Source organism: Alteromonas sp. ALT199, from assembly GCF_018619335.1.
Taxonomy (GTDB): domain Bacteria; phylum Pseudomonadota; class Gammaproteobacteria; order Enterobacterales; family Alteromonadaceae; genus Alteromonas.
The window spans coordinates 23376-42724 of sequence record NZ_JAHHDX010000043.1 but is presented as its reverse complement, the minus strand read 5'-3'; the positions used below and the strand labels follow the sequence as shown (position 1 = coordinate 42724).

Below are 19349 nucleotides of genomic sequence, written 5' to 3'. Positions count from 1 at the left end.
AAAACGCGTATTCTTTTGAGCGACGCTTACAAATATAGCGATGTAAGGGTCTTTAAGGTTTTAGTCAGAGGTAATTTTGTCTAGTTTCAATCATCGCGACACGGTACTACCCGATGTCACAACTGAGCAATCTACTGCTCAAGTTCCTGCTATTGATAGTGTTGGTATGCAGGGTATTGCAATACCGCTTCACGTGTTAGGTAAACGTGGAGAGCGTCTAGCAAGCCAGGCAAAAGTAGATGTGACAGTAAGTTTAGATCATCCCAACGCCAAAGGCATTCACATGTCTCGCTTGTACAATCTACTTCAGCAGTACTTGAGCAATAAGGACCTTCACAAGTCGGCACTAACAAGCTTAATGAACGCGCTTATCGAGTCACAAGATGGGCTCAGTAAAAGCGCTCAGTTAAATTTGCATTTTGAACTCACCGTGTCGCGCCCAGCGCTTATTAGCAAAACGTCAGGGTATCAGTCCTACCCTGCTTCACTGTATGTAATGCGTTCATCAGAACATTACAAAGCGCAGCTTAAGCTAAGAGTGCCTTATTCCAGTACGTGCCCGTGCTCTGCATCACTTTCACGCAAAGCGCTTGCAGAAGCCTTTGCGACGCAATTTGAGAGCAAGCAATTTGAGGGGCAGCAGCTAACTGTAGAAGAAGTGGGCGCTTGGCTGGCTTCTAAACAAGCCAGCATCGCCACAGCTCATGCGCAGCGCTCTTTTGCCGACATAACTTTGGACTTAGCTAACAAAGATATTCCTGATTTTATTGGTATTATTGATTTAGTAGAGAACGCGCTAGGCACGCCGCTACAAACCGCGGTTAAGCGGGAAGATGAGCAGGCGTTTGCAAAACGTAATGCAGAAAACCTAATGTTTGTTGAAGATTCGGTAAGACGTCTACATGCCGCGTTAAGTACGTATTACCAAGCTACCTACTTTCGTGTAAAAGTAGAACATCAAGAAAGTCTGCATGCACACGACGCCATTGCTGAAATATCAGGCCCAGTTCATCGATAAGTTCATACGTGGTTATGTATGTTGAAATACGCAGGCAGAAGAAACGATAAAAGGAAAATAACATTGTTATCTGTTAATAAATTTACTGATATCAGCAAACTAGCGTGCATTAGCGCTGCGGTGTCAGTTATCGCGGCATGCTCGTCAACACCATCAACCTCGCTGGCGGGTGAAAAAGCACATACGCTTTCTAACGCTGTGCTATACCAAACCAGTAGCAAAGAGTACCCTGTCCTCTCAAGCTTTGTTTACAACCAGGCAATTGCCGCACTGCCAACGCGTTTCGCTGAAGGCGACGTTGTAGTCATGGATGTTGATGAAACCGTGCTGGACAATAGTACCTACCAAAAAGAGCGCGAGAGTAACGGCTTGGGTTATTCATCAAAAAGCTGGGCTGATTGGGTAAAGCGTGAAGAAGCCACACTGGTGCCTGGCGTCGCTGATTTTATCGACGAGGTTGTTAAGCGAAATGGAAAAGTGGCGCTTATTACGAATCGTGATAAGACTCTTGATAACCACACTTGGGCAAACCTATTGGCGCAAGGTCTACCGCTTACCACCAGCAATACTTGCGTGGTTGGCCGCATTGCTGCAGACAAAGAAGCAGTCGGACAAGAAGGTATGGTTAATGACAAAGACTTACGCAGAACACAGCTTACTCAAGGTAAAATCGCATGTTCAAATACGTCTAAAGACGCGTCATCTACGTGGGCCGCACCTCACACTATTATCATGCAAATTGGCGACAATATTGAAGATGTGGGCGGCGTAACCCAAGAGTCTGCGAATGTGGACTCGCTCATGCCACAAGTTGGCACAGAGATTTTCATTCTGCCAAACCCAATGTACGGTTCTTGGTAATTAACTAAAAACGCAGAATTAACGATTATCGCTTTCTATATGAAAAGCGCCGTTTCCTAATTCTGCTTTTTCATCGTCTATGCCATTTCCAAGCCCTTTATAGGGCTTTATTTCTAACACATCCAGTAAGTAAGCTGATGTTCCCTGAGGGTCTTCATAAAGTCCTGTAGAAAACTTACCCGAGAAGGTATAAGCCTGCTGGATGTCTATTCCACTAATACCACCTTGTTGATGGTCATTATTCAATGAAACAAACACAATTTGATTAGGTGGGGGCGGCGGGTAGTGAATACACGCTCCAAAATATGGAACAATGAAAAATGCCGTTATTTCACGTTCTGCATTAGCTTCAACAGGCACAATAAACCCACTAAGCTCGATGTACTTACCGTTAAATGAATCTACCGTATTAACTGAGATAAGCGCTTGCTGGTACTCGTCGTCAAACGTACGCTGAATAGACTGAAATACCTGCTCATGAAGAGGTAAATTCTGTTGCGAATTTTTAGTAGATTGGGCCTTGCCCAATAACGCCTTTTCGGCTTCAGGTAAGAGCGCATCCCAGGATAGCGGCATATATTGTTGAGCTGATTTTAATCTGCTACCGTCTTGGTAAATAACGGCGTTATTATCAAACAAGCTTTCAATAACGCTATTCAATTTGCCACTGAGCCCCAGCCCTACCAACGTGCCCAATGCTGTGAAAACTACAAGAGAGGCCAATGAAAAAAAAGTGGCTCGCTTCATACTTTCTCCAAGCACTTTAACTCGCTAAAATTTTGACTTTACGCGTGTAAGTTACCGGCACATTCTTTTTAAGTGCATACACTTTAAGTACGAGCTCGTGTGTACCTGCTTTTTGGGCCTGAAAGCTAATAGCTTGTTCGCCTTTAGCTGAAAGCAGAGTGAATCGCTGTGGTGAAAGTAGCGTTACACCGTCGCTTGCCAATACATCTACACTCACTTCTTTATAGTTCGAGGGAATTGTAAATCGCAACGGTACAGCAGATTCTTCAAGCTTAATGACTTCACGCTTCCTATCAATATTAAGCGAGATAAGCGGCTCTTTCGCCGTCGCCAAATGCTGCTGCATCATAGGGTGCTGAAAACCAAACTGCATATTCCCCATGCTTGCGTGTAGTTCACATGCAGTGCTATAAAATGCTATTAGGCTTGATAAGACTGTGGCTGCAACTAGTGTCTTTTTCATCTCAGTTACTCCTCGTAAAGTGCAAAGCTATCTAGCACCAATGAATAGGCAGATGTACCTAGTGCGCTTTCGTGGTTGTCAATTTTTACCGTGCCTTCAAACCAATAAGGGTCGTACAAGTTTTCTATTGCAATGCCTTCCTTATATTCAACATACAAGATTTGATTTGGCGGCGGTGGCGGCATATGTAAACAAGCACCAAAATAAGGTACTACGAAAAAGGCTGTAGCCTTTTGTTCTTCGTTTTGCTCTAAAGGCACAATAAATCCGGGTATGCGGATGGCTTTTCCGTCAAAAGCATCTATCACTCGCGCCGACACTAGCGCTTGCTGGTATCGCTGCGCTTGTTCGTCTTCTAGCTGCTTCGAGGTAAAATCATCAATAGAGTCAGCGGCGGACCCATCAGCGATATCGTTTAAAATTTCTGGTCTGTTCAATAGCGCACTCAAGTCATCCTCAGGCATAAGCGCTACCCAGTCTATTTCCTCATAAACAGTAGCCGAGGCTAAGTTAAGTACGCTTACTAGACTCAGTAACACTGCAATTAAACCGAATTTTACGCTAAAGAGCGTGACAGAAGATTTCACTAACGCAACCTAAATACTATATATATGTTGAACACGTTATAACATATCACAGTCCAGTATTATGCGAGAAACGTTTATCTCTGCAAAATGTTATTTAAGCGTCTACGGTGTGTTTGTAAAACGCTACACGCCACCGGGAAAATTCTACATAGTACTAATATCTCCGCTGTATATCTTGAAGAATAAAAAAAGAAAACAAATCAAAATATGGATAAAATTCAGTGAGATAGATAAATTTAAAATTTTATTAAGGTTTGGCACAGAACACGCATACATTAGACTAACGGATAAACACAGAACGTAATTTGTAGCCAGGACGGCTTTAGTGACGGAGAGGCCAAGTTACGTAGATTTTAAATACTGAAGGTGACGACATAGGAAGCAAATGGAATGGTCACCAAGGATAATTGGACTAGTCAGTGTTTGGAATTGAAGGATGACTGTAGAAGATTCGTTAAATTGCTGGTCGATGAGGAGGTTAGGTAAAAGAAAACCTAGATAAACTCGCAGGATGCATTGCTCTTGTTTCATAAGGATTGCAAACAAGCTCTGAGTACCTTCATCGCAAGCACTGACAGTGATGTCTCGTGCAGCAAAGGATTGTTGACCCTATTTGGATTCGTTGAGCGTACATGTGTGTTACTTCAACGAGACCATAGTGAGGACACTGGTAATGTCGTCGATATTATTAGTGAGTTGTCACCCGACGACATTCCTCTCCCCTCAAGGGCCCATCCCGGCCTTTACATACCTCTGATTTTGGCCCGCCTTTGGCGGGCATTTTTTTATCTTCATTTGTGATAATATTAACAAGATTGTCGCCGCCTACAAAAAGGGCTTCCTGCGTGTTATCGCCTTCTGCATCCTCCATTGTTTTTAAAGTGCTTTTTTGCGCACTGCTTGCTACATCTGTTGGTCAAAGCGTCATGCTAACTACGCTTCCCTCCATGGGGCGCCAAGCCAACCTTTCTGAGTTTCACATAGCAACAATCATGTCGAGCTCCGCGTTAATTTTCGCATTTGGCACTAATGTATGGAGTAAAGTAGCAAAGCGCGTAGGGTTTAAACGCATTTTAATGGTGGGGTTAACCGGCTATAGCTTGGGTACATTTGCCTTTGCAAGCGCTTGGATGGCAGGATTTTCTGGCTTTATTAGCGGTACTAATTTGTTTTTGGCGTTACTAATAAGTCGCAGTTTGCAGTCTACTATTATGTCTGCAACACCGCCATCTGCCGTAGGTTACGCTGTGGCTATAAGTTCGCCCCAGGCCAGAGTAAGCGCTATTAGTAAGGTAACCTCTGCAAGTAATGTAGGTCAAATTGTTGGGCCAGCTTACGCAGGGCTATTAGTCGGATTTGGTTTATTAGCACCTTTATACAGTATTGTTGTCTTAACTCTATTAGCTTTGGCATTGGTGTATTTTAAACTACCGATTTCACCACCTTTATCCCAGCAGCAGACTACCTGGCATACAAACGAAGATAAACAACCTCGCACTAAAGTGCCTTACGTGTTTATTGCCGCGTGTATTTGCGTATTCTGCGCCATGGCAATGATGCAGCAGTCGCTAGGCTTCTTTTTTATCGACTTTTATCATTACACGCCTGTTGAAGCCGCTCGACAAGTGGGTTTTGCTATGATGGTGAGTGCCGCAGCGTCTCTTACTGCGCAATTTGGGTGGGTACAAAAAGGGCGTTTAAGTAAAGAAACTATGATCACGCTCGCACTTCCATTATTGGGATTGGCCTACCTGTTACTGTTCCTTCAACACTCATTGTTTGTACTTTATATTGCCATGGCTTTGATGGGGCTAGGTATGGGTATGGCCTACCCATCATTAGCTGCAGCGGCAACAACCTATTGCGCGCCTTCTCAACAAGCTACTATAACGGGGTTAATTACGGCTACCACCGCCATGGGCTATGTAATAGGGCCACCTTTAGCTGCTGCTATTTACCAGTTCAATATCACTTTACCTTTTGCTGTAGCGTCAGCATTAATTGCCGTTACAACATGTGTGGTCTTTATAACGCTGCGAAGAGCTAGCCGCACCAAGTAAGTTTTAAAAGCCGAAACCAAAGGCGCACACCCGTGTGTTTTATCAACGTTTTTCAAAGATATTTATTTTTTTATCATTTATTTTTAAAAAAGCGGAACCTTTTCAGGATTTGGCTATCTTACTTTATACATGAAGTCGTTGAGTGTGCGTCTTTGTGGTGTGTAAATGTGTTTTCCAAGTTATGTTGTGGTTTTTTTAAGGGGCTTATTAGCCCCTTTTCTTTTGCCTGATCCTTTTTTACCGCAGCAGCTTTCTCAAGCTCCACTTTCGTTATCACGACCCTAATTGTTGTAGTAATACCCAAAAAACTCTTCTTTAATCTAAAAAATAGAATTTAACAAACGTTATCATCTCATCTTAAGAAATAGTAATGAGAACCATTATCAAATAAAATATCGGTTGAATTTTTAAGGAGAAGTTAATGTCTAAACCACAACCTCGCCAAGCTATTGTTATGCAGTCTGTTCGTATAACCCCTACTATGCAGCGTGTTCATCTGGGTGGTGAAGATCTTCGCTCTTTTCCTGCCGTCGCCGCTGGCGCTTACGTAAAGCTTATGTTCGATAAAAACGGAAACCCACTTACCGAACCTACTGATATGAGCCAAGTGGCAATGCGCACTTACACGGTTGCCTACTTCGATGCTGATAAACCTGAAATGGTTCTAGATATGGTTATTCATGCAAATGACGGAAAAACGGGGCCTGCTTCAGCGTGGGCTACAAGTACTAAACCTGGTGACGTCATTACATTAGCAGGTCCAGGCTCAAGCAAAGGCTTAAATGAACATTATGACTGGGTGCTATTGGCAGGCGATATGACTGCACTTCCCAGTATTAGAAACCACCTGGCAACGCTTCCCTCACATGCCAAAGGCTATGCGGTAATTAAAATTCAAGATCCAAGAGACGCGGTTGCGCTTGAAACACCCGAAGGAATTACGGTGATATGGGAGCATGAACAGCCTTTACCACATCGCATAACACAGCTTGATTGGCTAGAAGGTACTCCTACAGTTTGGGTAGCATGCGAATTCGCTGACATGCGAGCCATCAGAGTATGGCTTAAGGATGAGAAAGCCGTGGCTCATGAGAATGTTTATATAAGTAGCTATTGGAAAAAAGGTCGTAGCGAAGACCAGCATAAAATAGAAAAGAGGCAGGATAGCGAAGCATTCGCCAAAACGTTCGCCTGATGTTTGATTTATTGCTCTGTAGTGTTTGCAACGGTTTGTAAATTCTGCATGAAAAACATATTGCCAGCACTTTAAAAATAAGATAATTGACTATTTATCAAAAACCTACACCATGGAATACCATTTGCTTTCACTAGTGTAACTGGCCACTTTTTTCGCCAGTTTTCTCAACCAATTGTTTGGATAAGGAGAGCACGTTATGAACAATGATCGTATTGAAGGTAATTGGAAAGAAATGAAAGGTAAGGTACAACAGAAATGGGGTAAGCTTACCGATGACGACCTAGACGTGATTGATGGTCGCCGTGAAGAATTAGTTGGTAAGATTCAGCAGGAGTATGGCAAAAGCCGTGACGAAGCTGAGAAAGAAGTAGATGCATACTTCAACTAATGATTTGTATTTGCCCTAGGGTAATTAAACAAAGGCCGTATTTTTAACTGAGATTAGCTTTTGTTAGAGCAAATTTTAAGAGGGCCACAACTTAATGTTGTGGCCTTTTCGTTTGTTTTAAAATCAGTAATTAAGTTTAAGGCTGTGGTGTGCTATTCAAGTAAGCTTACATAACCATAAGCCGTTGTTTATTAGCTACCTGTAAAAAGCAAACCTACTCTTCTATCTTTGGCTCTAGATTTTCGCGTACTTCTCTTGCGTCAAAACTGGTTGCCGACGTTGGGCGAGTACCTTTACCTATTTCAATGTTTAAAACACTCTCGATTTCACTTTTTTGAGAGCCACCAACATACACACCAGTTTCGAATTGGGTTGTAGGGTGATAAGACGTACGGCAAGTAAGTACACCGCAGTCAGTAACCCGTGCATAACGCTGGCTAAACCCTGCAGCAGGCGAGGCTTTCACTGTTTCCTTGTCCACTAAAGTTTCTCGGTCTGTAACTACAAACCAGTCATAACCTTCTAATAAGGTTAGCTCTGCTGCGCGCAGCATAGCGTAATCCATTGCTTTTCCCTTATCCGTACCCTTTGCCTTAAAATGCACGCGGTATTGGGTATCACTTAACTTACTTTCGTTGTAACCAAAACCGCCTTTATCTGCTTGTCTATAATCGGGTTGACTTGCACAGCCCGCCAGAATTAATACCGCAAGTACAAATATAATATTAGTTTTCATCATCTACTCCTTCGGCTTTATCAGCTAGCCAAGTTGCTTCAATTGCGTTTTTCTCTTGCTTTCGGTTTAATGGCGCAGACGCCATCATGTTGTCTAACTCATCTTCTAACGATTTGGTGCTAGTGGCAGTGTGATATTGACCTTCACTAGAACCCAGTACATCTAGCTTGCTTGCGGCGAGTTGCCACGCTCCTTGTTTATCTTTACAAGCAATCAGTACACTTCGTTCATTTCGTGATGCCACTTCAGCCTGTCGGCAATAGTTAAAATCAGTATTTAAAAAAGAAAGCTGAGGAGTAACAGTTACGCCGCCCTCAAATGTCTTAGCTTCACCTGAAAGATGACTATCAAGTACAAACGACACGTTCGCCCAATGCGAAGGTTGCGCAGTCTCAGCACTTTGTTGATTAAAGAACACCAAACCGGATAACACAGCTACACTAGCGGCTATTGCTGCAAGTGGAGACACTCCTTTCCACTTTGCTTGTTTTCGCTTTGCGTCATAAGAGTTCTTCGCTTTTTGCGCAAATGGCGCGACGTTGTCAGTTGCATTCTTCATTGAGCTTTGACTAGCGCTATGCTTACTAACTGCGCTTGCATCAGACACTAGCGTTTCTTTTTGATCAGCTCCGTTTTCGCCGCTTCCTCGATTTTCATTATTCAAAAGCGCAACGATTTCATTAGGTAACGCTACAGCAGTAGCCTTTTCTGCAGCTACTTTTACTACTCTATCTACTTCAGCAAGTGCGGCAAGGCGGTCTGAAATAGTAACGTCTTGGGCTATAGCTTCGCGAACTGTGTCCATCTCTGCAAAATTTAGCTCTCCGTCTAAAAACGCGGAGAGTTTTTCGTCAGTTAAGATCACGATAGCACCTCATTTCGTCCATTTAGTAAGTTAGATATCTTCGTTCTTGCTCTAGCAAGCCTGCTCATAATGGTGCCCGCCGGTACCTGTAAAACCTCTGAAGCATCGGCGTAACTCATCCCTTGCACTGCAACTAAAGAAAGAGTTTCTCTTTGCTCACATGGCAGTTCGTCCATCGCTCTTGAAACCTGCTTCAGCGTTATAGAGTGGGTTACCGCTTCATCCATATCTACATTGTTATTTGCTGATTGCGCTTCATATGAAAGGCCATCGCTGGCGTTAGCCCTTACTCTTTTTGCCCTGTATTCGTCTATCCAACAATTACGGCATACTCTAAATGCCCATGCCATTAACGTAACCTGCTCTGGAATCGGTTTTTTTAGTAACCGCTCTAGCGTGTTCTGAAGTAAATCATCAGCATCATGGATGTTTCCCGTCAGTGAATATGCGAATTTTCGCAATGACGGGACGAGTTCGGTCAACTCATCTTTCATTTTCATGTACCTTCGTGAAGATTTCCGTTATCAATACTCTATTAACGAGCCACTTCTGTTTTTATTCCACGTATTAATCAATTTTTTAAAATAGGATTAAAACGTGTTGGCGCTCGAGTTCGCATTGGAATTTTTTTTCTTTTTATTCGTTACTACACTGTAAGGTAGTGGTTAATGCCTGTTGACCTTCAGTGAACTTTTAAAACCACATTTGTACACGATGAACCACAGGCCTCTACTAGAAACCATGGCACAATTTATGCCATCCCTTCTTAAAACACCGAACTGCTCCAATGTTGACGTAAAGGTAGCAAAATGAAGTACAGACTCTTTGTGGCAATTGTAGGGTTGTTTGCGGCTCCAATATCCCAAGCACAACTAGCAGGAACGTTGAACCAAGTGGTGTCTCCTGTACAGCCTGTAATTGACAAAACGCCCTCCGACTTAAAGTCCATTCGCGAGGTAGCAAGACAAAAAGCGCAATCATCGGCAGAGGACGTTAGAGACTTATCTACGCTGGCTTCGGGGGCACTTAGCCATGTATCGAACCCCAATTTATTGCCCCTGCAGCAACAACTATTTTATCTAAATCAGGCCAGATAATTGTTAATGAAGTAACGGTCGAGAAAGGTTTTCTTGCTGTTGAAAAAGAGTGGCTTTTTATTGGTGAAGAAGCCGATAAAGCGTATTTCAATGGTATGAATATGGAAATACAAGAGGCACAGTTCTTACCTGCACTCTCTCAGTGGCTTTATAAAGTAAAGATAACGGGGAATGAGGATGAAGTGTCGTATATTCGCAACAGCTTACCCAAAAACCTGCAGTCTCAAATAGGACGTAATCATATTTACTTATCGCAAAGCGAAGTGACTACGAACAAAAGCAAACCAGAGTCTAAACGTAAGTCAGAAGCTTCACCGCAAAAGTTTGAATCTTGTTCGTTACCCTTGCGCATCGGAATGGTTGATACCCATGTTGTGCCTACCCACCCCATGCTTTCGCACGTTAGCCTAACACAAGCCTCTTTTATTGTTGGTCAAAGTCAGAAGAGCGAGCACGGTCAAGATAGTAATACGAGCAGTGAAGGTGATGGCAACGGAAAAGTTTCTGGACAGCCAACATCCCAAGAAAATGCTGTAGCGTTTTCCTCAGATCACGGTACGGCAGTAGCGAGTTTACTTGCGGCGTCGCTACCTAAATCAAGCCAAGTATTTAACGCAAGTGTGTTTTATTCGCGCAATAGTGTTAGCCAAGGCGCAACGCTGATGTCGTTAATTGAAGGCCTTAACTATTTAGCATCACAGCAGGTTGATGCCATAAACATGAGCCTTGCGGGGCCCGACAACCCCATTTTAGCGCGGGTTATAAAACAATTAGATAAAAACGGTATTCAAATTATTGCTGCTGTGGGCAACGCGGGTCCGGCTTCTTTACCCTTGTATCCCGCTGCCTACGCAGAAACACTCGCTATTACTGCAGTTGATAAATCTAAGGCAATTTACAGATGGGCGAACCAAGGTGATTACGTTGATTTTGCTGCGTTTGGTGTCTCGGTAGATGCAGCACATCCTAACGGAGAAACGGTTAGGCAAACGGGAACTTCGATGGCTTCACCGCGCGCCACCGCTTTGTATGCATGTTTTTTACGTGTAGAGAAAGAAAGGAACGCCGCCTTGCTGGGGCTGCAGAAACTAGCGTTGGATGCGGGAGCTCCCGGACGAGACAGCGTATTTGGTTTTGGTGTACTGCCTTAAGTTTAAAGGCACTAGCCACCTTAAGGTTTACATTAAGATTTATTAAAAATGAACGTTAATACCTAACTCAGCGATGGTCTCTTGGTAATCTGCGCCTTCGACACTAGAGGCGAAGTCTCCGTATTGAGTAGACAGTCTGATATCGACATTGTTGTGAATGGCGTAGTCTGCACTCATTTCTACCACATGCTTGTCGTCTTCCCTGCCTATACCTCCATCTTGTTCTGTGGCGTAATCTCTTACTTCTAGTTGATAGGAAACCGTAAGCTTCAAGGGTTTGCTAAACACAGCTAGAGGATAGGTGTACGCAAGATCGACACCCTTACCTGTGTAATCGAACACATTATTTAGAGCGTCTTCATTTTGAAGTTTAAGTGCGATTTGAAAAAAATCTTCACCTTCGAAAAAGTAAAACAGATCACTGCGCACGGCAACAGCCTCGCTATCTCGAATTGGCGCATCTTCAGGCGTGTTCTCGAACTGTTTGTCGATAAGGTCGCTACTAACGCGTAAATAGGTGCGCTGGCCCAACAATTTTCCGGCAGATAAACCATACTGTTGATAGGTTAGGAAGTCGCTCCCATCAAGTTTAGCGCTAGCGTGATAATAGTGAGCACCTAATTTGGCGAAATCAAACGTATAGCTTGTGCTTGCAGACAAAGTGGTAAGGTCAAGAGCAAACTCGCTTAGCGTTTGATAATTAGTATTCGCCTGACTTGCCGATAGCACATTTCCCCACTTTTCAGTGGGCTTCACTGAGACCTTTAACCGTGCTTCTGACTGCAGTGCGCCGTCAGCCACATCTGAATTAGTATCGAGCTCGCTTACGCTCACGTTGCTATCAAAGCGATACCCAACATAGGCAGAGCCTGAAAGTGAAAATGTTTGTTGCTTTACGTCTGCGTGACTCGTTTCTTTAGCATTATGCGACTGACTGTCAGCGCTCGCATAGGCTGCGCCACAACTCAGTAAAACAATAATAACGGCGAGCGAGAAGTGCTTGTGACTGACACAAGTAAAGTTGATTTTTGTTGGCGAATGTTGAAATGTTTGCATTGCTGTTACCTACCACAGAGAAAGTGAAACTTAGCGATTGTTGCTATGTTTTGTTCAAGCAAGAGGGATGTGAGATTAGACTTGAGAAGCTCGCTTTAACTAGGACTGCACAACAGCTCGATAATGTGTCGGCACCTATAGCCTAGGCCTTAATTAGCGGCTTGCCTTTCTATCTAGACAAACCGCATTCAGATCTTGAGATGGCTTTTTAACGTGCTAGTTCAAGCTTGCCCAACTCCAAATAAATGTTTGAAGCCGGTAAATCAAAGGCCGAGTGCACCTGAGATACTTGAAGCTACATTGTCGTTTACAGTGCTTGCCACTGTATTGTTTACCGTGCTCTCTACAGTATTATCGACAGTCGCTGATACAGTTTGTTCGACAGTACCTGCAACTACGCCGTCTATAGAGCTTTCTAGCGTATTTCCTACCGCGTTTTCTACGCTATTGTTTACTAGCAGGCCGATTTGGCCCGATGCCGAGCCTTGCACCATCTGTTCTGCATTTTCCACTTCACTTCCTGGCTCACCGACTTGTTCAACGTTTTCTGAAGCCGATGAAAGCGCTGATAGAGACCCCGTCATGCTACTAGTAAGTGTTGCTGCCACCGGTACGGCCATCGAAGTTGCCATTTCTGATGTTGCAGAAACAGCTCCATCAATCGACGTTTGCGAATTGGATACCAGTGAAGATGCTGCAACTGTAGACAGCTGCTGAGTGCTATTTGCTAAGAGGCTAGCGTTTGAAGTAGTCGTTTGTGCTACTTCATTTTCCGATGCTTGATCTAACTTGCCTTCGCTATTGTCTTCGGTATCGGCTTCAGGGGCTTGATTCAATTCTTGCCCACTTGATATGTCATTGCCTGTTCGGCTTGCCGATAGCTGTCCACTAGCGTTAGCTGAACTTTCCGTAGACATTTGGCTTTGTGTATCTGTTTCGCCTTGTACCGATGTCTGCATTCTTGATTGAGCTGTAGCTTGCGCGTTTGTTAGAGAAACTGATGTAGACGTTGAAGCATTAGCTGAAGTATTAGCTGAAAAGTTTGCTTCTTGAGCCAGCGCTGAAGTTGACGCGATACCTAACGCCAGTGCAATTGCAGTATTTAACTTTTTCATCCGATTATCTCCGTTTTTCATAAAGGACACAGAGATAACGATTGAAGGAAAGGTTTTATTCCGCTGGGGAGTTGTTTTTTCGCGAACAATAAAAAAGCCCTGTAAAAACAGGGCCTTTTAAATTATTTTTCTGAAGCAGTCATGCTCTTTTCCCACCAAGGGAGAGAAAAATCTATATTTTCTGGATCATAGGTTTTCGCGTATTTCATTTTCACCGAGCTCCAAAATGCCGCTTTGAAAACAGGGTCATAAATAACGAACTCACCTTGCTCCCGATACTGTTCAAACAGTTTTTGATAAGCTCCAACAGGCGTTAAAGGATTATCTTGTTGGAAGACTACGTCACCCCCATAGGCTTCATACAGCACTTTAGACACCTTCCAGCTTTTTGCCATGCCTTCCGCCATAGCCAAGCGATAACGCTCAAGCTCATCATTGTGGTATGCGCCATCGCCGTCTAAATCAACGGTCCACAGCTTAATTACTGAATATGCAGACTGGATTTCACTTTCATCGGGTGCTATTGAATTTTTATCGGCAAAATCAGCAAGCACAGATTCGGTAATTTTAGAACCAAGCGCACGTTGAGCCAAAATGTTACGCACTTCTTTTTCTGATTTGTCAGTTAAAATCGACTGAAAGCGCTCGACATCAGCCTGAGTAGGCTGCAGTTCAGTATTAGAAATAGATTTATTAAACAAACGAGCAATAATCTCATTTGCGGCTTGCGGTGTGTTAATCCCAAGCGAAACAACTATGGCTGCAAATAGCACCATAGGAATTACGTTCGAACGCGTCACTTTGTATGCTTCCCTAAGTTCCAATAATTAGCATAAGCACAAGACACATTCATTTATTATTTTAAGAATTTTCCGTTGTCTTGCGAAATGACAGTAAATAAGTCTGATACTTTAGTTCAGTTTTGTTTAAAATTCCACTTTCTTACGCATAGATTTTTTTGCGCCTTGTTGTTTTTTTACATCAACACGACGTGCTTTTGCTGCGCGGCTCACCTTAGTTTTTATACGCGGCTTTTGTACGACGGTTGCCGTTTTTATCCACGCAACAAGTCTCGCCAATGCATCCTCTCTATTTTGCTCCTGCGTCCGGAAGCTTTGCGCCTTTAACACAAAAACTCCGTCATTAGTAACGCGACTATCTTTAAGGTTGAGCAATTTTTCTTTGAGCTTATCGGGTAGCGACGACATTTTAATGTCAAAGCGTAAGTGTATAGCACTACTAACTTTATTGACATTTTGACCACCGCTACCCTGTGCGCGAATGGCCTGTAAATCGGCTTCATTTTCACCTATAGAGATAGAAGGTGTTATTTTTAGTTCCATCTTGTTTCCTATTGCGTAACGACATGGCGTACTAGTTATGTAGTGTTAGTAATACAACATCTATTAATTACTATTATTATTACTTACTTGACCGTTTTAAGGTTAACCGATAGGTTAATTTTCACTCTTTCCTTGGGAACACAACATGCTGATCGTTTTACTACTCATTATATGTATTCTGGTAGCTCTCATTTGGTTTACTGTAAAAATGGACAGCAATATTGAATCAGCGTTTAGACCATTGGGGAAACTCACTCCTGTTCAAGGAGGAATTATTCATTGGCAAAAGCAAGGAGATGGGCCAGCGCTAGTGCTTATTCACGGTTTACTTGGTAATAGTAACAACTTTCACGAATTAGCCAAAACTCTTGCGTCGCGTTACACAGTCTACTCTGTAGACCGTCCTGGTAGCGGCTTTTCAAGCCGATACAAAAGCACATCAGCCAGCTTTGAACAGCAAAGCAAAATGTTACTAGAATGGATGAAAAAAGAGGATATAGAGAACGTGGCTGTAGCCGGACATTCTATGGGCGGCGGTGTTGCATTGAGGATGGCATTAGACGCTCCTGACCAAATAAAATCAGTTTCACTACTTTGCCCGTTAACGACTCCCCTTAAAGGTGGTGCTGGACCTCTTTCAATACTTTATATACCTAATGAATTTATTCGCAATACTATAACTAAAACGATTGCCAGCCCATTAAGAGCTAAGCTGGGTAGAAAGCAAGTTGTTCAAATTTTTCACCCTGACTCCGTTCCAGCTTCTTTTTCTGTTGAGGGAGGCGGATTGCTAGCACTTCACTCTCGCAGTTTCTATGAAGGAAGTAGAGATACAGTATCGGCTCAAGGAAGCCTACATAGGCAGCAAGCCCATTACGGTGAAATACAATGTCCTGTGGGCGTGTTATACGGCGAAAACGATACTATCTTGAAGCCAAGTGAGCACATCGGTGCGGTAACCCAAGCACTAAGCTCTGCGACGCAAAAAATCATTCCCGGCACTGGACACATGATCCCAATTACGCAAGTCGACGCGTGTGCAGACTTTATTATCGAGATTGACAGCAGGGCTGTAAAAGCTGACTAGTGAAGTATCGCACCCACATTTGAACTTTGGTCAGTGTGAGAAAATTCAACAACAGTAAGCGCACTTTGCCTGCCAGGTTCAGACTGTTTTAATTTACGCAATTGATCGGCCACACGCTCAATACCATCGTATTCCTTGCACATTTGGCAAGGGCTTTTGTCAAGGGTGACGTTATAGCTGCTAAACCACACTTTCATTTGTTCACTATCCCCATCTGACAAAGAGATGAGTAAATGATACATACGAATAAATGCTAATTGCTTGCGATACTCCGCAGTGCCACTCTCAAAACCGAGCAGTGTAGTTTGCGCAAGAGATGAGGGAGAAATACCCATTATTTCAGAGGCTTGCTTGATATTTAAACCAAGTTCTTGATAGGCCCAGGTGAACGCTTTGGTAACAACGCTGGTAGGAAATGGTGATCTATTCATAGTTTCGCCTCGTTTTATCGAACAATCTTAGTTAGATGCTGTAAAACATTGCGAAATGCATACCAGGTTGAACCTTTACTTCGATGCCACTTTTTCTAAATGCGACGAAATGTTTTTGGAGTTTATAGTAAATCCACCTTGCTCTGCCCATGAGACAGCTTCTTCAATAGCCTCAACGAACGTGAATTCAATATTAAGCCCTGAGTACACTCGTTTGAGCTGAGCTTTGGTGGTTGCTTTAGCAGTTGAGTCACGTAACACAACCGCAATGTGAGTTAGGCCTAGCGGGTGCATTGCTTCGATTCGGGCACGTAAAAGAATTTCTGCATCGGGAATGAGAAGTGACTCTCCAGCAACACAAACGATGCTACACCACACTTTACCAAACAGCTCTTCAACGATAGTGCGGTATTCTGTTACGAAGTGTTCAACACATTCTTTATTCCAAGGGCCATAGGCTTGCGTTACTACCGCATCGCCACACCGAGTGATGATAAATTCGCCATGAGCATACTTCATACAACCACCGAACAATATTGATATACGTAGGATAGGAACATACTTAAATAACATTAACAGATATATGCCTTTTACTGCGCGTGCCTATAAACAACACGCAGTAAAAGTATGGCTCAAAATTAACGAAATGAAAATTTACGCTGCAAGAATATTAATTAGCTCTGCGAAAGTAGGGCGGCCTTGAATATCGAGCGGTAAGCGCAATTCTCTAGCAATATCACTAACGCTGATAACCCCCCGAACTTCGTGGCTATCTCTGTCCATTACCAAGCAATGGTGCTGTCCGTAATCTTTAAGTGTTTCTATGACATCACCCACCGAAGAATGAGTCAGTTCTGTGAAATCAAATGACATAAGCGACGTTTTAGGGCGCATAAAATCAGTAACAGTTAATTCTTCACGTTTAACCTTGAACTCGCTTATGCGCTTAATTATCTGCTGCTCACCCACATCGTGACTGGTAATAATACCTATGAACCGATTTTCGTTATTAACCACTAACATCATGCGAACATGCGACTGACGCATAATCGACTCAACTTTGGTTGCGGGGGTCCGCGCGTCGATGACATGCGGCAAGTGCTGCTTAAAGTCGGTAAATACCGCCATTGCAGAAGAATTAACAGTAATAGTATTTTCAACAACCGGCCATGCCAGTGTATCGATTGCTTCGGTTTTATATAGATTTAAGGCGTGCATACCTTTTCTCCTAATCAAAAATAAAAAATCGTTTTTTAGTGATTAAGCGAAATAGGGGGGCCTCTTATAATGTTAGCCCAGCGTTTGGCAGAGAATTTTAGACTGGTAATTTTTCCAGCTGAAAACCGGAATTTCTCCACGCCATGGGTTATATCGGTCGAAGGGATACCGTCGTCAATGTCATCGTTAGATATCTCAAAAGCAGAGATCTCCAACTCATCAATAAAACTAGAAAGCGTAGTAGCACTATTCGATTGCCCTGCCATACTTTGCACACTTCTTCCCTCTCCTAGTACAGAGACGGAAACCAGTGATGAAAATAGGGCTGGCAGAATGACAGCCAACAAAACGTTTGAAACGCGCAAAGCGTACAACCTCTACTGATAAAACGATGTTGAATCTAAGAAGTCACTTTTGTGACCCTTCTTATAAACTATAAGAGTAATTCATGTATTTAAAAGAGGTGTTTAGCGCATTTTATCGACCATTAAACGTTGCTTCTTAAATAGAGTTCAAGTCAAAACAACCTAAATTGGACATCTGTTTGTTTGATAGATGGTAAAGAAGCCTCGAAACCGAGGCGTCTTACTTTGAATGTTTAATGCAGCTTCAATTTAGGGCTGATGGCCTGACTTAACTTCTTCACCAAAAGCTTTAGCGCACCTTTAATTTTTCCGTGTACGGCAAACTGATGCATATTGTACAAAGAAACGTAAACCAGCTTAGCTAAGCGCCCCTCGATGAACATGCTGCTGTTAGATAGCGAGCCCATCAAGCTTCCCACCGTGCTGTATTTACTCAAGTGAACTAGCGACCCGTAGTCCTTATAAGTAAAATCTTTAGTGCCTTTATGGGTAAAAAACGACGTTATATTATGCGCAACAATATCCGCCATTTGGTGCGCTGATTGCGCCCGCGGCGGCACCCATTTTCCATTTTCTTGCTGAAAGCCACAGCAATCCCCCAAAACCCAGATGTTTTGATGCGATGTACTGCGAAGCTGCTTATCAACAAGAATTTGATTTGCTCGATTCGTTTCAAAAAGTTCTAGCTTCGTGATGAAGTCAGGCGCTTTAACGCCTGCCGCCCACACCATCAAATCCGCATTAATACGCCCACCATCTTTGGTGATTAGCCCTTCAGCATCGGCTTCAGCCACCATGGTTCGCTCTTTAATGTCTACGCCCAATTTATGCAGCGCTTTTCTCGCAGAATTTGCTATACGCTCTGGCAATGCCGGTAAAATGCGCTCTCCTGCCTCCACAATGGTAATTTTAAGGCGCGAAGCTGACATCTCTGGCATGCCATAAGCCTTCGACAAATTCGCCACGTGGTGAAGCTGAGCGGCTAGCTCAGTACCCGTTGCACCTGCCCCTACTATAGCGACATCAATTCTGGCGTCTTTGTCTTCTTGCTGATTAATGCGGATGAGCTGATTAAGAAGCCCTCGATGAAAGCGTTCCGCTTGTTTTAGCGAATCTAGGAAGTAGCAATGCTCAGCAACTCCAGGAGTCCCGAAGTCGTTACTCACACTGCCTATCGCTAGCACAAGTTGGTCGAAGTGAATTTTCCGCTCAGGCAAAACCTGCGTACCCTCTTCGTCTATTAATGGCGACAGGGTTATTGTTTTTGCTTGTGCATCAAGCGAGCACATTTCACCCAATTGAAAGCGATAGTGATGAGCTGCAGCATGAATTGCGTAGTCCACACCGTCTGAATGTTTATCAATTACGCCGGCGGCCACTTCATGTAAGAGCGGCTTCCAGATATGGGTTCGACTGCGGTCGACAAGGGTAATTTCGGCCTGTTTCTTTCTCCCGAGGGTGCGGCTTAAGCGACTGGCTAATTCAAGACCACCAGCACCGCCACCAACAATTACTATTTTTTGCATGGGTATACCTATTAACAATCATTCCACCTATACCGCC

At 43.4% G+C, this 19349-nt stretch carries 23 protein-coding genes; 8 read left to right on the top strand and 15 right to left on the bottom strand.

The genetic code is table 11. The features are described from left to right. Positions 1 to 76: 76 nt before the first annotated feature. Together folE2 and KL866_RS04845 are read left to right on the top strand one after the other, a co-directional pair. Positions 77 to 1018, top strand: a complete 942-nt coding sequence (gene folE2, locus KL866_RS04850; RefSeq protein ID WP_025257395.1) for a GTP cyclohydrolase FolE2 — start codon at positions 77 to 79, stop codon at positions 1016 to 1018. Positions 1019 to 1081: 63 nt separating this feature from the next. Beyond that, positions 1082 to 1879 carry a 5'-nucleotidase, lipoprotein e(P4) family gene (locus KL866_RS04845; protein WP_214993745.1) on the top strand — a complete coding sequence of 266 codons (798 nt, stop codon included), beginning with the start codon at positions 1082 to 1084 and terminating at the stop codon, positions 1877 to 1879. Between the two features lie 18 nt (positions 1880 to 1897). Here KL866_RS04845 and KL866_RS04840 read toward each other — a convergent pair whose 3' ends face one another. Genes KL866_RS04840 through KL866_RS04830 form a run of 3 tightly spaced genes read right to left on the bottom strand, consistent with a single transcriptional unit; the run spans position 1898 to position 3676 of the window. Beyond that, positions 1898 to 2626 (bottom strand): DUF3299 domain-containing protein, encoded by a 729-nt coding sequence (locus tag KL866_RS04840; RefSeq protein ID WP_214993743.1) that lies wholly within the window; start codon positions 2624 to 2626, stop codon positions 1898 to 1900. Between the two features lie 16 nt (positions 2627 to 2642). After that, positions 2643 to 3089: a hypothetical protein gene (locus tag KL866_RS04835; protein ID WP_214993741.1), complete on the bottom strand. Its 447-nt coding sequence runs from the start codon at positions 3087 to 3089 to the stop codon at positions 2643 to 2645. A gap of 5 nt (positions 3090 to 3094) precedes the next feature. Then, entirely contained in the window at positions 3095 to 3676 is a 582-nt protein-coding gene (locus tag KL866_RS04830) for a DUF3299 domain-containing protein (protein ID WP_025257391.1), read from the bottom strand. A gap of 896 nt (positions 3677 to 4572) precedes the next feature. On the opposite strand from KL866_RS04830, the gene KL866_RS04825 reads away from it, so the two are divergent. The 3 genes from KL866_RS04825 to KL866_RS04815 all read left to right on the top strand — a co-directional run bounded on the left by KL866_RS04825 (position 4573) and on the right by KL866_RS04815 (position 7322). Then, on the top strand, positions 4573 to 5736 hold the full coding sequence (locus KL866_RS04825) for an MFS transporter (RefSeq protein WP_285801302.1): 1164 nt from the start codon (positions 4573 to 4575) through the stop codon (positions 5734 to 5736). A 421-nt stretch (positions 5737 to 6157) separates the two neighbouring features. Next, positions 6158 to 6931 carry a siderophore-interacting protein gene (locus KL866_RS04820; RefSeq protein ID WP_214993739.1) on the top strand — a complete coding sequence of 258 codons (774 nt, stop codon included), beginning with the start codon at positions 6158 to 6160 and terminating at the stop codon, positions 6929 to 6931. Positions 6932 to 7130: 199 nt separating this feature from the next. Next, positions 7131 to 7322, top strand: a complete 192-nt coding sequence (locus tag KL866_RS04815; RefSeq protein WP_012519989.1) for a CsbD family protein — start codon at positions 7131 to 7133, stop codon at positions 7320 to 7322. Between the two features lie 214 nt (positions 7323 to 7536). On the opposite strand, the gene KL866_RS04810 is transcribed toward KL866_RS04815, so the two are convergent. The 3 genes from KL866_RS04810 to KL866_RS04800 are packed head-to-tail and all read right to left on the bottom strand — an operon-like array spanning position 7537 to position 9417. Beyond that, on the bottom strand, positions 7537 to 8058 hold the full coding sequence (locus KL866_RS04810; protein ID WP_025257385.1) for a CC0125/CC1285 family lipoprotein: 522 nt from the start codon (positions 8056 to 8058) through the stop codon (positions 7537 to 7539). Next, positions 8048 to 8923, bottom strand: coding sequence for an anti-sigma factor (locus KL866_RS04805; protein ID WP_214993737.1), 876 nt, complete (start codon positions 8921 to 8923; stop codon positions 8048 to 8050). Before KL866_RS04805 ends, KL866_RS04810 begins: the two co-directional genes overlap by 11 nt. Further along, on the bottom strand, positions 8920 to 9417 hold the full coding sequence (locus KL866_RS04800) for an RNA polymerase sigma factor (RefSeq protein WP_214993735.1): 498 nt from the start codon (positions 9415 to 9417) through the stop codon (positions 8920 to 8922). The genes KL866_RS04805 and KL866_RS04800 overlap by 4 nt, the downstream gene beginning before the upstream one ends. 315 nt (positions 9418 to 9732) lie before the next feature. On the opposite strand from KL866_RS04800, the gene KL866_RS20160 reads away from it, so the two are divergent. Both KL866_RS20160 and KL866_RS04795 read left to right on the top strand, forming a co-directional pair. Further along, the gene (locus KL866_RS20160; protein ID WP_251139843.1) at positions 9733 to 10020 is read left to right on the top strand and encodes a hypothetical protein; all 288 of its coding nucleotides are present in this window, start codon (positions 9733 to 9735) and stop codon (positions 10018 to 10020) included. A gap of 101 nt (positions 10021 to 10121) precedes the next feature. Then, the gene (locus KL866_RS04795) at positions 10122 to 11171 is read left to right on the top strand and encodes a S8 family serine peptidase (RefSeq protein WP_251139842.1); all 1050 of its coding nucleotides are present in this window, start codon (positions 10122 to 10124) and stop codon (positions 11169 to 11171) included. 42 nt (positions 11172 to 11213) lie between these two features. Here KL866_RS04795 and KL866_RS04790 read toward each other — a convergent pair whose 3' ends face one another. The 4 genes from KL866_RS04790 to arfB all read right to left on the bottom strand — a co-directional run bounded on the left by KL866_RS04790 (position 11214) and on the right by arfB (position 14685). Beyond that, entirely contained in the window at positions 11214 to 12227 is a 1014-nt protein-coding gene (locus KL866_RS04790; protein ID WP_214993734.1) for an outer membrane beta-barrel protein, read from the bottom strand. Between the two features lie 263 nt (positions 12228 to 12490). Continuing rightward, positions 12491 to 13342, bottom strand: a complete 852-nt coding sequence (locus tag KL866_RS04785; protein ID WP_214993732.1) for a hypothetical protein — start codon at positions 13340 to 13342, stop codon at positions 12491 to 12493. Between the two features lie 122 nt (positions 13343 to 13464). Further along, positions 13465 to 14142, bottom strand: a complete 678-nt coding sequence (locus tag KL866_RS04780; RefSeq protein WP_025257379.1) for a hypothetical protein — start codon at positions 14140 to 14142, stop codon at positions 13465 to 13467. Positions 14143 to 14268: 126 nt separating this feature from the next. Next, positions 14269 to 14685 carry an alternative ribosome rescue aminoacyl-tRNA hydrolase ArfB gene (gene arfB, locus KL866_RS04775; protein WP_025257378.1) on the bottom strand — a complete coding sequence of 139 codons (417 nt, stop codon included), beginning with the start codon at positions 14683 to 14685 and terminating at the stop codon, positions 14269 to 14271. Between the two features lie 145 nt (positions 14686 to 14830). On the opposite strand from arfB, the gene KL866_RS04770 reads away from it, so the two are divergent. Next, positions 14831 to 15772: an alpha/beta fold hydrolase gene (locus tag KL866_RS04770; protein WP_214993730.1), complete on the top strand. Its 942-nt coding sequence runs from the start codon at positions 14831 to 14833 to the stop codon at positions 15770 to 15772. Here the strand turns inward: KL866_RS04770 and KL866_RS04765 are convergent. The 5 genes from KL866_RS04765 to KL866_RS04745 all read right to left on the bottom strand — a co-directional run bounded on the left by KL866_RS04765 (position 15769) and on the right by KL866_RS04745 (position 19312). Beyond that, positions 15769 to 16203: a hypothetical protein gene (locus KL866_RS04765; protein WP_025257376.1), complete on the bottom strand. Its 435-nt coding sequence runs from the start codon at positions 16201 to 16203 to the stop codon at positions 15769 to 15771. The genes KL866_RS04770 and KL866_RS04765 overlap by 4 nt on opposite strands. A 75-nt stretch (positions 16204 to 16278) precedes the next feature. Then, on the bottom strand, positions 16279 to 16722 hold the full coding sequence (locus KL866_RS04760) for a hypothetical protein (RefSeq protein ID WP_025257375.1): 444 nt from the start codon (positions 16720 to 16722) through the stop codon (positions 16279 to 16281). 135 nt (positions 16723 to 16857) lie between these two features. Further along, positions 16858 to 17421, bottom strand: coding sequence for a CBS domain-containing protein (locus KL866_RS04755; RefSeq protein WP_025257374.1), 564 nt, complete (start codon positions 17419 to 17421; stop codon positions 16858 to 16860). A 35-nt stretch (positions 17422 to 17456) separates the two neighbouring features. Continuing rightward, positions 17457 to 17786, bottom strand: a complete 330-nt coding sequence (locus KL866_RS04750) for a hypothetical protein (protein WP_251139841.1) — start codon at positions 17784 to 17786, stop codon at positions 17457 to 17459. A gap of 233 nt (positions 17787 to 18019) precedes the next feature. Beyond that, on the bottom strand, positions 18020 to 19312 hold the full coding sequence (locus KL866_RS04745) for an NAD(P)/FAD-dependent oxidoreductase (protein ID WP_025257372.1): 1293 nt from the start codon (positions 19310 to 19312) through the stop codon (positions 18020 to 18022). Between the last annotated feature and the right edge of the window lie 37 nt (positions 19313 to 19349).

What these genes read in the sequence shown, in the direction of transcription:
- KL866_RS04840 (WP_214993743.1), bottom strand. Translation starts at nt 2,626, where the DNA reads ATGAAGCGAGCCACTTTTTTTTCATTGGCCTCTCTTGTAGTTTTCACA.
- KL866_RS04835 (WP_214993741.1), bottom strand. Translation starts at nt 3,089, where the DNA reads ATGAAAAAGACACTAGTTGCAGCCACAGTCTTATCAAGCCTAATAGCA.
- KL866_RS04820 (WP_214993739.1), top strand. Translation starts at nt 6,158, where the DNA reads ATGTCTAAACCACAACCTCGCCAAGCTATTGTTATGCAGTCTGTTCGT.
- KL866_RS04815 (WP_012519989.1), top strand. Translation starts at nt 7,131, where the DNA reads ATGAACAATGATCGTATTGAAGGTAATTGGAAAGAAATGAAAGGTAAG.
- KL866_RS04810 (WP_025257385.1), bottom strand. Translation starts at nt 8,058, where the DNA reads ATGAAAACTAATATTATATTTGTACTTGCGGTATTAATTCTGGCGGGC.
- KL866_RS04800 (WP_214993735.1), bottom strand. Translation starts at nt 9,417, where the DNA reads ATGAAAGATGAGTTGACCGAACTCGTCCCGTCATTGCGAAAATTCGCA.
- KL866_RS20160 (WP_251139843.1), top strand. Translation starts at nt 9,733, where the DNA reads ATGAAGTACAGACTCTTTGTGGCAATTGTAGGGTTGTTTGCGGCTCCA.
- KL866_RS04795 (WP_251139842.1), top strand. Translation starts at nt 10,122, where the DNA reads ATGGAAATACAAGAGGCACAGTTCTTACCTGCACTCTCTCAGTGGCTT.
- KL866_RS04790 (WP_214993734.1), bottom strand. Translation starts at nt 12,227, where the DNA reads ATGCAAACATTTCAACATTCGCCAACAAAAATCAACTTTACTTGTGTC.
- KL866_RS04785 (WP_214993732.1), bottom strand. Translation starts at nt 13,342, where the DNA reads ATGAAAAAGTTAAATACTGCAATTGCACTGGCGTTAGGTATCGCGTCA.
- arfB (WP_025257378.1), bottom strand. Translation starts at nt 14,685, where the DNA reads ATGGAACTAAAAATAACACCTTCTATCTCTATAGGTGAAAATGAAGCC.
- KL866_RS04770 (WP_214993730.1), top strand. Translation starts at nt 14,831, where the DNA reads ATGCTGATCGTTTTACTACTCATTATATGTATTCTGGTAGCTCTCATT.
- KL866_RS04765 (WP_025257376.1), bottom strand. Translation starts at nt 16,203, where the DNA reads ATGAATAGATCACCATTTCCTACCAGCGTTGTTACCAAAGCGTTCACC.
- KL866_RS04760 (WP_025257375.1), bottom strand. Translation starts at nt 16,722, where the DNA reads ATGAAGTATGCTCATGGCGAATTTATCATCACTCGGTGTGGCGATGCG.
- KL866_RS04755 (WP_025257374.1), bottom strand. Translation starts at nt 17,421, where the DNA reads ATGCACGCCTTAAATCTATATAAAACCGAAGCAATCGATACACTGGCA.
- KL866_RS04745 (WP_025257372.1), bottom strand. Translation starts at nt 19,312, where the DNA reads ATGCAAAAAATAGTAATTGTTGGTGGCGGTGCTGGTGGTCTTGAATTA.